General features: G+C 44.1%; 6 protein-coding genes. 4 read left to right on the forward strand and 2 right to left on the reverse strand.

Annotation, left to right across the window (positions count from 1 at the left end):
• The first annotated feature begins 60 nt into the window (after positions 1-60).
• Complete coding sequence (locus tag ACX0G9_RS22970; protein WP_459067309.1) at positions 61-3432, forward strand: VCBS repeat-containing protein; 3372 nt, start codon at positions 61-63, stop codon at positions 3430-3432.
• A gap of 6 nt (positions 3433-3438) precedes the next feature.
• On the opposite strand, the gene ACX0G9_RS22975 is transcribed toward ACX0G9_RS22970, so the two are convergent.
• Complete coding sequence (locus ACX0G9_RS22975) at positions 3439-4446, reverse strand: hypothetical protein (RefSeq protein WP_459067310.1); 1008 nt, start codon at positions 4444-4446, stop codon at positions 3439-3441.
• A gap of 97 nt (positions 4447-4543) precedes the next feature.
• Between ACX0G9_RS22975 and ACX0G9_RS22980 the strand changes: the two genes are divergently transcribed.
• On the forward strand, positions 4544-6835 hold the full coding sequence (locus tag ACX0G9_RS22980; RefSeq protein ID WP_459067311.1) for a GH92 family glycosyl hydrolase: 2292 nt from the start codon (positions 4544-4546) through the stop codon (positions 6833-6835).
• A gap of 133 nt (positions 6836-6968) precedes the next feature.
• Here ACX0G9_RS22980 and ACX0G9_RS22985 read toward each other — a convergent pair whose 3' ends face one another.
• Positions 6969-9407, reverse strand: a complete 2439-nt coding sequence (locus tag ACX0G9_RS22985) for an ABC transporter permease (protein ID WP_459067312.1) — start codon at positions 9405-9407, stop codon at positions 6969-6971.
• Positions 9408-10192: 785 nt separating this feature from the next.
• Here ACX0G9_RS22985 and ACX0G9_RS22990 point away from each other — a divergent pair.
• Entirely contained in the window at positions 10193-11098 is a 906-nt protein-coding gene (locus tag ACX0G9_RS22990; RefSeq protein ID WP_459067313.1) for a hypothetical protein, read from the forward strand.
• 62 nt (positions 11099-11160) lie between these two features.
• Entirely contained in the window at positions 11161-14118 is a 2958-nt protein-coding gene (locus ACX0G9_RS22995; RefSeq protein WP_459067314.1) for a PKD domain-containing protein, read from the forward strand.
• The last annotated feature ends 39 nt before the right edge of the window (positions 14119-14157 follow it).

A 14157-nucleotide genomic window follows, 5' to 3' on the forward strand; every position in this document is an offset into this window, starting at 1 on the left:
TCCTGACTTATTGATAGACTTATATTTTAGTTTCCATTTATTGTCAACTAATCGACCTAAGTGAAAATATCCGAAAGACTTGCCGTTGCCATGTTTCTCCTGGTTATCCTTTTGGAAGGCTGTTCCCATCGGTCACCCACCTTGTTTACGTCTTTACCGGCTTCAAAGACCGGCATTACCTTTATAAATGAGAATGTGGACAGGGATACCCTGAGCATTCTCGATTATTTATATTTTTATAATGGTGCCGGTGTGACGATCGGGGATATTAATAACGACGGGTTGCCGGATATATATTTCGCGTCCAACGAACGAGGCAACAAATTATACCTCAACAAGGGAAATTTTACATTCGAAGATATCACCAGTCGTGCCGGCGTTAGTGGACAGGCCGATTGGACCACTGGTGTCACAATGGCGGATGTTAATGGAGATGGATTCCTGGATATTTATGTTTGTGCAGTGGGTAACTATGATCCCCGGGATCATAACGGTAGTGGGCATATCTATTTTCAACACTCCAGGAATCAGCTATTTATCAACAATGGCAATAATACCTTTACCGAAAGCGCCGCTAAATGGGGGCTCGATATAGTAGGCTATAATACCCAGGCTGTCTTTTTCGACTATGATAAAGACGGGGATCTGGATATGTTCCTTTTGCAGCATTCCACTCACCAGACAGATGCTTATGGCCCTGTATCCCTTCGGGAAAAATATAGTCCGGAGAGCGGGGGAAAATTATACCGCAATGACGGCGGTCATTTTACGGATGTTACCAGGCAGTCGGGTATTTACACCAGTGCCCTTGGTTATGGACTTGGTGTTGCCGTAGCAGACCTCAATAACGACGGTTTCGATGATATTTATGTCAGCAATGATTTTCATGAGAACGACTATTATTATGTCAACCAGGGAAATGGAACCTTTAAAGAAATGAATGGCCAGGCATTCGGACATGAATCCAAATTTTCGATGGGCAATGATATTGCGGACATCAATCATGACGGATGGCTGGACATCATGACCGTGGATATGCTGCCGGAAGACGAAAAAGTATTAAAATCTTCCCTGGGTGACGATCCTTTAAGTCTTTATCTCTATCAGCGAAGTTTCGGTTATAACTACCAATATGCCCGTAATTGTTTACAACTCAATACCGGGAAGGGTAAAAAATTCTCGGATATAGCTCTTTATAGTGGCGTTGCAGCGACGGACTGGAGCTGGGGCCCGCTGATCGCAGATTTTAACCTGGACGGTCAGAACGATATTTTTATCTCCAATGGGATAAAGAACCGCCCCAACGATCTGGACTATGTAAAATTTATTTCCGGTTTGCCGCAACAGCAATCCGGTACCGGCAAAAGGGTTCATGATAAAGAGATCTTAAAACACCTGCCTTCCGGCGCCTGGCATAATTATATATACGAAGGAGACTCGACCCTTACCTTTAAAGACCGTTCAACGGACTGGGGCTTTGGAAAGGCAACGCTATCACAGGGTGCGGCCTACGCCGACCTGGATGGAGATGGCAGCCTGGACCTGATCACGAATGATATGAACCAGGAAGCCGGCATTTATAGAAATAACAGCAGGCAACTACATCCCTCCACACATTATCTCACTATTCAGTGTAAGGGACGTTCCCCGAATACCTTTGGCATCGGTACGAAAGTTTTTCTGTTTACCGGAGGTAAGATCCATTTTCAGGAACTCCAGCCGGAAAGGGGTTTTATGAGCAGTTGCGAGCCGCTATTACATTTTGGTCTGGGTGAAAAGGCTTCCATAGACAGCATCGTCATCATCTGGCCTGATAATACCTTTCAACGTCTAAAGGGAATAGCCGCCGATCAAAAATTATTGCTGACCTATGATCGGAAACGAAACGATACCCTGTTCAATCAGGCAGTTTTTATAGAGAACATGCTGAACAAACGATCACCGGTAGCGGTTTTTAAGGACATCACCCTTCAGGCAGGTATCCGGTATTCCCATCATGAAAATACCTCCTTTCTTGACTTTGACCACCAATGGTTCCTGCCCCACGAGCTGTCCGTTCTGGGGCCCAAAGTGGCGGTAAGTGATGTGAACGGGGATGGGCTGGAAGATTTTTATGTATGCGGAGCCAAAGGGCAGGGCGGTTCCCTGTTTATACAACAACCTGATGGTCGTTTTAAGGTTTCGGCCGATTCGATGATATTCCGTAGCGATCTTAAATGCGAAGAAGTGGACGCCGTATTTTTCGATGCCAATGGTGATGGTTCGCCGGATCTGTATGTAGTCAGCGGGGGAAATGAATACACAGGCAATGCGGAGGAGTTGAAAGACCGGTTGTATCTGAACGATGGCAAAGGGCATTTCAATCGGTCCGCCGGTCTTTCACCCTTATTCGAGAATAAATCAGTAGTGCGGGTGGCGGACTTCGACAACGACGGTGACTTGGATATATTTGTTGGAGGAAGAGCCAGCGCGGGAATATATGGGATGCCTCCTTCCAGCTATTTATTGCAGAATGACGGTAAGGGCAACTTTATCGTAGTTACCGGTAAAATAGCGCCGGGGCTGGAAAAAGCCGGCATGATCACAGATGCGGTCTGGACCGATATCGATCATGACGGATGGAAGGACCTTATCGTCACCGGAGAGTGGATGCCGCCTGTCCTGTTTAAAAATAATCATGGCTATTTTACCCGGCAGGAACTTACAGGCAGCGATGTAGAACTTTCGGGCTGGTGGTGCAGTATAAAAACCGCCGATATCAACGGTGATGGTTTTGAGGATCTGTTGCTGGGAAATTTTGGTCTTAACAGTAAATTGACAGCCAGTGTGACGAACCCTCTTAAAATGTACGTAGGGGACATGATGGGCAACCGGCGGATGGCGCAGATCGTCGCCCTTCAAAAAAACGGGAAATATTTTACATTTCTCAACAAGGAGAACCTGGAAAAACAATTACCATATCTGAAGAAAAAATACCTGAGTTATGGAGAGATGGCAGGATTGACAGTAGAAGAAATATTCGGGGACAAATTGGACAGCGCTGCGCAGTTTAAGATCTATACCATGGCTTCGCAGGTGCTGATCAACGATGGTAAGGGGAGCTTTAGTGCTTCTTTGCTTCCTGCATCTGCACAATGGTCCCCGATATTCGATTTTGCGCCTTATGATTTTGACGGGGATGGAAAACTGGATTTCCTGGCTGGCGGCAATTTTTATGGAACCACCCCCTTCGAGGGGCGTTATGATGCAATGACAATGGAAATGTATATGGGTGATGGAAAAGGGGGGTTCAAAGGATCATTTCCTTTGCCAGCCCCATTGGATACCTTATCCGGTGAAGTAAGGAGCATTAAGTCTATCCGGTTGGCCGGTGGAAAAAAAGCATTGATTGTGGGTTTTAACAATGCACCTTTGCGGTTATTGCAGTATTAGGGAAAATTAAAAAGAGCGAAGCGGGTAACAAAGTTCGAGGTCTACCAAAGAGCTATCCGCAATAGGCAAGGCTGACAAAAACCGTTCATAGGGTAGTCCGATACTGATCAGTTGATGGTCCGACAGATATTTCTGCATAGCGGAATAAACCAGAATTCTGTCGCGGTAGGGACCTTTGAAGGCACCGACGGCCAGTACCTGGTCTCCGGGAAACTGTCTGAAAATGTAGAGGTAGTCGCCTTTGACCGGTTTGTCGATATTGTAACCCGCCATAAGGGTGAGACTGTCATGGCCAAGCGGACTGTAGGAAATATTTTTGATTCCGGGTTTGCAGTTGTTCTCACGGGCATACTGATCGATCTCCCGGAATAACGTAGGAATCCTGGAGAAAAGAGTTTGTGGGGACAGGTCTTCCTTTTTAGTGAGAAAGAAGCTATCGGTGGTTTGTTTGATCCCTATCGGGAAACCATAATAACGGGTGTTGTCTTCCAGGAAAGCCGTGAGATCGGAAACCGTTCTTTTGGCAAAGGAAATTTTTTCCAGGAAAGGAAAGAGCTTATAGAACAGATTAGAAGACCGGGAATAAACAATATAGGAATTGTGTTCGGATCTTTTTTGACCGTTGCCCACATAGGGAACGATCGATAGGCCGAAAACAGAATGATCGCCCTTTTTTTTAATTTCTTCCAATTGGTAAAGCAGGTAGGAAATTTGGGTGACGCGGATCTTTTTCCCGGGAATGTCGATAGTTAGGGTCTGTCGCGCTGAATCCTGATCGTAATGGAAGGCGGAAGAGTCTTTTTGCCAGGCACTTCGAACCGCTGCATCCCATTTGACCCAGGTCTTTGGCTGCATTATCGAGGAACTGATATTTTGAAAGGTGTTGGCGACAAATACCTGTTTATCTGCCTTGACGGGAATGAAAAAACTTACGGTCAGGAAAACGAAGAGGAGGATGACCAAAAGGGCAGGAATACTTTTTAAAATTGATCTGTTCAAATTGTTTCGATTCATGATCGTTCGCTATTTTTAATGGTCGGGAGCTTTTGGAATGAAGGTTGAAATTAATGGATTTGAAGTAAATAAAATAAATAACCAAACCATAAATGAAATGAAAAAGAATTGCTGGCCCTTGTTTTTATTCCTGTTTTCTTTCGCCGGTCTTAAGGCACAGACCGTAGACCATTTAACCGATCCGGTCGAATGGATTAATCCCTTAATGGGAACAGCGTCCAATTTTACACTGTCAACGGGGAACACCTATCCTTCCATTTCCCTTCCCTGGGGAATGAATTGCTGGATGCCGCAGACCGGAAAAATGGGTGATGGATGGGCCTATACTTACGATGCGATAAAAATACGCGGGTTCAAACAAACTCATCAGCCAAGCCCATGGATTAATGATTACGGGCAATTCGCGATCATGCCCGTTACGGGCAAACCCGTCTTTAAAGAAGATGACCGCGCAAGCTGGTTCTCCCACAAAGCGGAAGTGGCCAAACCCTATTATTATAGTGTTTACCTGGCGGATCCGGATGTGACAACAGAGATAACCCCTACAGAAAGGGCAGCCGGTCTTCGGTTTACGTTCCCAAAGACCGACAGTGCCTATGTGGTTATCGATGCCTTGGATAAAGGGTCCTATATAAAGATCATTCCCTCGGAAAATAAGATCATAGGATATACAACAAAGAACAGCGGCGGCGTGCCGGATAATTTTAAGAACTATTTTGTGATCGTGTTCGATCGGCCTTTCGCCAATACGGCAGTTTTTCATGGTGATCAGCTGGACGGAGACAAACTCGAATACAAGGACGACCATGTAGGTGCAGTAGTTGGGTTTAAAATAACCAAAAGAGGAGATAAGGCCTATGCGCGGGTAGCTTCTTCCTTTATCAGCGCCGAACAAGCGGAGATTAATCTCAAAGAGATCGGTAAAGACGATTTCGAGACCGTAAAAGCCAAGGCCAAAGCCATCTGGAACAAAGAATTGAACCGCGTGAAAGCCGAGGGCGGCTCTGTGGATCAGACCAGGACCTTTTATTCCTGTATTTACCGGACGATGCTTTTCCCCAGGAAATTTTATGAACTGGATGCTGCGGGAAAGATCATGCATTACAGTCCTTATAACGGACAGGTGCTCCCTGGTTATATGTTTACCGACAATGGATTCTGGGACACGTTCCGTGCGGTATTTCCTCTCTTTAATTTCCTGCATCGTGAATTGAACGAACATATACAGGCAGGATTAGTGAATGCCTATAAGGAGAGCGGTTTCCTGCCGGAATGGGCAAGCCCGGGGCACAGGGACTGTATGATCGGTTCAAATTCCGCCTCCCTGGTAGCAGATGCTTATCTGCAGGGGTTGCGTGGGTATGATATCAACACGCTTTATGAAGCCGTACTGAAAAATACAGATCATGAAGGACCTTTTCAGTCAGTAGGCCGCAAAGGATATAAATATTATAATGAGCTGGGTTATGTGCCCTATGATGTAGGCATCAATGAAAATGCCGCCCGTACACTGGAATATGCGTATGACGATCATTGTATCTATTTACTGGCCAAGGCCCTGAAAAGGCCGCAGGCGGAGATCGATCTTTTCGCCAAACGCAGCCAGAACTATCGGAACCTTTTTGATCCCGCGCATAAGCTGATGCATGGTAAAAATGCAGACGGCACTTTCTCCGCCAATTTTAATCCATTCAAATGGGGCGATGCCTTCACCGAAGGGAACAGCTGGCATTACACCTGGGGCGTATTCCAGGACGTACAGGGATTGATGAACCTGATGGGCGGCAAAAAAGAGTTCACTACTATGCTGGATTCCGTATTCATCGTTCCTCCTGTTTTTGATGCGTCCTATTATACCTCGGTCATACATGAGATCCGCGAAATGCAGATTATGAATATGGGCAATTACGCGCATGGTAACCAGCCTATCCAGCACATGATCTATTTATATCAATATGCCGGGCAACCCTGGAAAACCCAGTATTGGGTCCGTGAAGCCATGAACCGTCTCTACAAACCTACGTCTGACGGCTATTGCGGGGATGAAGATAATGGACAGACTTCGGCCTGGTATATCTGGTCTTCTATGGGTTTCTACCCGGTCTGCCCGGGAACTGACCAATATATCCTCGGGGCTCCCTTATTTAAAAAAGTTACCCTTCAGTTAGAAAATGGAAAGACAGTCGTTATCAATGCTCCTGCCAACAGTGAGGCAAACCGGTATGTCAATAAGATCGAATTCAACGGACAGCCTTATCAAAAGAACTGGCTAAGCCATAAAGCGATGATGGAGGGTGCGACCATTAATTTTTCCATGTCACCGGTCCCGGACAAACAATTGGGCGTAAATCAATCGGCATGGCCCTATTCATTTTCGAAACCTGAATAGATTGGCTGAGTGGATGACCTGAATAAATTGACTGAGTAATTAATCTGAATGGATAACCTGAATCGAAAGGCTGAATAATAAGCCAGAGATTTTAAGGAATAAAAAAACAGAATAAGGGGGAAGTAATTCCCCCTTATTCTGTTTTTAAACTCTTTACCGGATTGGCCAGTGCAGCTTTAAACGCCTTGAAACTAATCGTTGACAGGGCAATTAGAAGGGCTGTTAATCCGGACAGCAGGAAAACCAGCCAGCTGATATGAATGCGATAGGCAAAATCCTTAAGCCAATTGTTCATGATTAACCATCCCAAAGGCCAGGCGATCAGGTTAGCCAGGAGTACCAGTCTGACAAAATCCTTCGTTAACAGGACTAAAAGATCTTTCAGACTGGCGCCTAATACTTTTCTTACACCTATCTCTTTTCTGCGTTGTTCCGTCATGAATGCCGCTAAGGCAAAAAGGCCAATACAGGCGATGATAATGGCTATAAAAGAAAAAGTGCCGAATAGTAAACCGAACTGTATTTCATTTTTGTATTGCCGGTTAAAATAGGCATCCAGGAAGGTAAAGTCAAAGGGATTTTCTTTAAATGCGTCATTCCAGGTGGTTTGGATCTGGCCGATTGTTTGGTTTAGATTGGAGGTCTTTACCTTTACCAGGTAATATTCAAACTCCCTCGAATCAGCTGTAAATTGAAAGGCCGTAGGTTCCTCTTTTTTCTGAAGCGATACCTGGTGAAAATCGTTAACTACGCCGACTATAGTAAAGAGATTGTTATCACTGGTTACCTGCTTTCCGACTGCGTCTTCCGGGTTTTTAAAACCCAGTACAGAAACCGCGGATTTCGAGATGATCAATGCCCGTTGATCGGTCTTAAAGTTTTTGGAGAAATTACGGCCTGCCAATACCTTAAATCCCAGCACGGATAAATAATCCTCATCGATCCCGGTGGTATTAATGGGTATAGCGTTTCCTTCGCCGGTTTGCCGCACGGTATACGTAGAGGGATATCTTATTTCTTTTCCGGGGAGTTCGTCCGACATCCCGATCGCCTCGACCGAAGGGTCTCTTTTTAAAGCCTCTTTAAATCGTTCCACATACCGACTATGTGCTCTACGGGCTGTATCCCAGCGACCTGGCCTGTCCAGTACCATGACCTGGTTCACTTTTATACCCAGGTTCTGGTTGAGCATATAATGCACCTGCTGGTATACGGTAAACGTTCCTATAATAAGGAGAATGGATAAGGAGAATTGAAAAACGACCAATGATTTGCGCAGATTTAATCCCCTTACCGAGTTCTTTATTTTTCCTTTAAGGACGGTAGCCGGTTTAAAAGAAGACAAAACAAAAGCCGGGTATAATCCTGACACAAAACCTCCCATACACAGAAAGCCAAGAAAAAGAAGGCCATACCTGCTGCTTAGAAAACCAGACAATCTGAAGTCCACCGGAAATACCTTGTCGAGCAGGGGCTGGGATACGGAAACCAGGATTATGGCCAGGAGAAAGCTTATCAGGTTAAGGCTCAGCGATTCGGCGAGAAACTGTTTTATTAATTGCGAACGTTGTGATCCAAGCACTTTTCGAATACCAATTTCTTTTGCCCGGTTGATGGAACCGGCGGTTGCTAAATTTATATAATTCACCCAGGCGATCGTTATGATAAAAATAGAAATGAGGATGAGAAAAAATATGGCTTTTTCATTTACAGTAGGTTCCGGTTCGTCGATCAGGTTTGTACTGAAATGTGTCTTTTCGATGGGTTCTAAAGAAAGAATGTTTTCTGAATGTGTAGCTTTTTGTTCCGGGATATGCCGGGCGATGAATGCGGGGAATTTGGTTTCGAGCATTTTAGGATCGGTGCCCGGGCGAAGCAATACGTAGGTATAGAAATCTTTATAGCTCCAGGCATTCTCGAAACGGTTTATTCCTCGCTTATAGAGAGTGGGATAGGAGATCAGGACATTAAATTTCAGATGAGAGTTTTGCGGGATGTCTTTAAATATTCCGGTAATCTGACATAATTCCGAATTACGGTCATCGTCCGTCATGCGGATGAATTTACCCATGCCGTTTTGCTCTCCGAAAAATTTCTTCGCAAAGGATTCGGAAATGACGGCTGTGTATGGTTGTGTCAGGGCAGTTTTCGGATCGCCTTCAATAAAGGGGAACGTAAACAGGGTAAGAAAAGAAGGATCGGCATATAAAAATTTCTGTTCCCGAAAAAAGGTATTATTATAAGTGAATACACAATTGTTTTTGTACCCCATATTATAAAGCCTGGCTTGTCCAATGACTTCGGGGAATTCTTTGTTTAAAGCAGGTCCCAGGCCGGCATAATTTTCTGCGCTTTGGAAGATTAATTTACTATTTTGAAAATGAGTCAGATCGACCCGGTAAAGGTTTTCTTTTTTGTCATGGAAATTATCAAAGCTGAGCTGGAAGGCGGTATAACTGAGCAATAACAGCGAGCTGGCAATTCCGATGGCGAGACCTCCTATATTTATAAAGGAAAATGTTTTATTTTTCCATAAGATTCTCCAGGCGATCTTCAGATTGTTCTTTAGCATAACTAATTTTTATATTGGTCCGCGTGAGGGTCTCAGGTAGTTGGATACCTATAAATGGCTAATAAAATGCCAATAAGTTATTGAGCTAATAATCAATAGGGTAAGTAACATTTAGGGGATCGGTTGTCCGTTTTTGATACAAATGGCGTACGGTCCTGAAAAATGAATAATCAATCCAAAAATGCACTTTTTTACTAAGTATTTGTAAGTGTTTCCACTTATCCATTTTTTTTACTACGCAACATGTATCACTAACCGTGAGCTTACGGCTGAGTCGTGGAATAAATACTTAAAAATGTCGGATAGGGGTGCTTGTTGAAAATGCCGGGGTATTGAACAGGGCAAGAATTAAAAAGCAAAAAAAAATATTAGAAATTTTTTATAAGATAAATAGTAAGCGAATTATTTTTAAAAACATTCCTGTAAATGCTTAGGATGAAACGATTACAAATGAAATAAAAAAATAAGAATGTGTTCGGTGATTCATCCCGGAACGCAGTATTACGATCATAGAAAATTGGTGAATCAAAATAAAAATCTATCATTGCAAAATAATCCTGCCCTGTTTGTAACCCATACCTCTAACACCTAATTGACCATTAGTATGAACCGTACATTATTATCTGCCTTGCGTAATGCTGGGCTATCCCCATCTTATAAGGGAATTGCAAGACTCTCCCCGTTTTATACCTACAACTTTGATTTTTCCCTTTCCGATCCCCCAAATGGTTAACGGATAAGGCTCCCCCGGTATTATACTTTCTAAATCAGGAAATAAAATTGCTATGCATAAAGCTTTTATGTTTATAGGCTGTGCTGTATTGCTCAGTGTAGTCAGCTATGGTCAGTCTCTTAAAAACGGTGATGGAACAGGAACGGAGATCAAATGGAAAAGAGACCTGGTGAAGGCCGAGACGAACTTTCCTTCCGGTATGACGGTTCCACCTTGGATTCAGCCTTCCCTAACAGTTTCTTTGGAACCTTTGTCAAATATGGCTCCCTTTTCGGGTATTACGCAGACCTGCCTTTCTACGCATGTATTCAATGACTGCAGTACTTCCGGGTTTATTACTTTTGGGTTTAATCCCTCTTCAGCTGCAGGTACTTCATCTTCCGATCCCCTCACCATCCAGCAATCCAATCTGTCAATCGGGGTTAATGTTAACAACCCATTGGCCAAATTGCATATAAAGGGGGATGGAATCACAGGCACGAGCAGCTCTTTCCTGGTAAACAACAATGGTAATGCAGAGCTGTTCCGTATTCTCGATAATGGAAATGTAGGAATAGGGATAAGTAACCCTCAAACAATGTTGGCTGTAAATGGCACAGTCTCGGCGAAAAAAATAAAAGTGACCCAATCCGGATGGCCTGATTATGTGTTCGATAAAAAATATAAACTCCCTTCTCTCAAAGAATTGGAACGATTCATCAACAAGAATAAACATTTACCTGGAATAGCATCAGAAGAAGAGGTAAAAAGAGACGGATTGGATATCGGGGATACTCAAAATATCCTCTTAAAGAAAATAGAAGAGCTTACCCTTTATGTAATCCAGCAAAATAAAGAATTGGCCCAGGTAAAGGAGAAAAACCGGAAGCTGGAACTTCAACAGGACAGGCTTGATAAGCAGCAAAAGGAAATTGATGAATTAAAAGAAATGATACGCAATCAGGTGAATCGGAACTGAGGATCGCCGAAAGGTGAATGTAAACTCCGGATCGTAAAAATACACTCCCATACATAACTTATATGAAACGCATTTTACCTTTTTTATATTTTCTTTTCTCTGGTTTTATCATTCATGCGCAGGCGGTTCTCAGCCTGTCTTCCGATACGGTGAAGATCAGTAGTAGCAGAGATTCGGGTGAATTGGTCATCCGGAACCGAACTCGTAACGTACCCGGGGTTCTTTACAATAAAGGTAATGGCACAACAGAGTTTCGCGAACTGAAATTTATACGGGTTGGCGATTCCACCCTGCTGATCCTGGGCAAGGATACTGTTGGAGTGGGGTTGGGAACTGGAGGAGGCGGATCAGTTTATGCGGGAGAACCGGATATCCAACTCTCCGTTGAAATACAGGATGCCACCCATATGAAATTACATTGGTGGAAGACGAATGCAGATCTCTATGAATCACCCCGCATCGGGGTAATCGGAGATAGTCAGGGGAAAGGTGATTTTGCAAGCGCATACCCTTATTCAATCGTAGGGAGATTACAAAGTTTTATTTATGCTTCCGCTAACAATCCGGCCGTGACGAATTATTCTCAAAATGGATATAATTCCCGCAGGCTGGCGCCAACAGGCAGCAATCAATATGTAGATAATCAATATAATATAACAAAGGCCCTTGCTGACGGAAACAAGATCATCATATTATGTAATACCAGCAATGATTTTTTTGTCAATGGGGCAGGAGGAGTAATGTCGGTTGCGGAATCTATGGCCAATACTTTATTGATCAATGACGTATGTGTTAAGGCTGGTGCGACCCTTTTCGTGGTTAGTTCTTTTCCGCGACAGGCATTACCCTCAGTGGAGCGGGATTCGCTTAATGTGATGGCTGGTTTATTAAATCAAAAATTCGGGAATCGTTGTGCTTATGTGTATCATTTGATTGAAGATCCCGCCAGTCCTAATCATCTTAACCCAGCCTGGCAGGTAGGGGATGATGTTCATCTGAACAATACCGGCGCCAATGTCGTGTATTCGGCAATCCGGGATATGTTGACCAGCTATTATACGGCAAATACTTCCGTAACCAAATACCAGCTGCAAAAATCTTCTTCCTTTAATGGAAAATTTGCCGATTATCAATATGTAGCCAAACCAAATGATCCCAACCTGGTGCTGCCTCCGGATAGCAGTTTTTACCGGGTCAGGTTGGCATATAACAATGGGTATTTTTCCAAATGGAGTAATGTGATCCAGGGGGTAAATGCTCACCAGGACAGTGTTTATAACAAGGTCCCCTTGTTATCGGTTAACAAGCCTCAGATCGTATTTCTTCCAGTTAATTCGGGGACACTGACAGCCGATGCTTCCGACCCAAATACAGGTGGAACGATTGCAATCTATAACTGGTTTAAGGTCCTGGGGAATGTGGCTACTATTGTAAATGCTAATTCTGCTAATGCTACGGTTACTGGTCTCGTGGAAGGTACTTATGTATTCCGGTGTCAGGTGACCAATAACTTTGGTCTTTCCTCCTACGCGGATGCAACGATTACTGTTTTTGTTCCTGACAGTAACAATACCGCATCGAAATTCAATTTCAATCTTTCTCCTCAGAATATTAGCGGCTGGCTCGACGTGAGCGGTGGCCCTTTTGTAATGGGTAATAACGGGGCAAGCTGGACCAGTAATATCAATAACATTACCTTGGTTAATAAATCGAACCTGGAGTCCATATGGGGAAGCAGCTTTTATGGGAACACCGGATCTGATATCGGACAGGCAATTCCTGATGGAGGTGGTTTTCCGATTTCACCTTCTGTTCTTGCTTCCGGATGGTACTCCAATAATATGGCTTATTTGGATGCGGGTTCGAATCAAATGAAACTCACTGGCTTATCCCCTGCAAAGAAGTACAAACTGAAGTTTTATTCCTCTTTGAAAACGAGCGCCAATCTGGCTGCAAATCCAACCGTTTTTGTGGTAAATGATAATGTACTTAATAAGAAGCAGGTAAATGCTGTCGGCAATACGTCCAACGTAGTTATATTCAGGGCTATTATCCCCGATGTCAACGGAGAAGTCCCCTTTTTCGTAGGAATCGTTCCGGGCGTTTCCCAGTATGGTATGGTCAATGGCCTTACCGTTCAGGAAGACAGTCTTCAGGGTGCGGCCATTTCACCGGTAGTAACTCCTGGTACTAATGCTGCCATCCAATTGCCTAATAATATTGCGTATTTATCGGCTACTGTTGCCGATGCCGATGGGGCCATCGTATCGGTGAAGTGGATACAGGTTTCCGGGCCAGACCAGGCGCATATTACTGATGATATTAGCCTGAATACTACGGTGACAAACCTTTCCCAAGGTACCTATGTGTTCCGTTGTACGGCGATGGATAATTACAATGCAACAGGATATGGCGACATGCAGGTCGTTGTAAGTCCGCCAAGTACCAACCCTATCCTTAACGTTGGTGTTTCCCAAAATTCCAATTCCTTACCCGGATGGACTTTTCTTGCCGGGTCGCCTCACCAGGCAGTTATATCGGATACAGGCAGAATAGGGTCGACTATTGTTACGGTTTCTACGGTAAGCGGATCCAATCATTCACCCTATCTGGGTAATTTCACGGCTGCCAATACGGGTGAAACCAATAACGATGGGGGTGGCTTTATCATGCCGTTACTGGCACAGCAAGGAAACTATTTTAATGAAAATGCCTTTGATCCTGCCAAGCCGCAAATACAAATAACCGGCTTGCCCAGCGGTACTTATAAGGTGACCATGTTTGGATCCTTGCAGAGCAGTTATACCAGTGCCCATGGTGTGAATGCCAATACCGAGTATCGGGTGAACAGCGCATCTCCCATAACCGTAAATGCAGCAGGGAATACTTCACAGGCAGCAGTTTTCACAGGGATATCGGTGACTGGAGGAACTATGAAGCTTTATTACAACCCGACAACGGCGGGTTCCGACAGTTATCTGGGGGTATTATGTTTCTTCTCTATTGAAAAAACAAATTGAGGTACGTATTAATTCACCCTTTGATTGAACCTTAGATTT

The organism is Flavitalea flava (genome assembly GCF_054461575.1).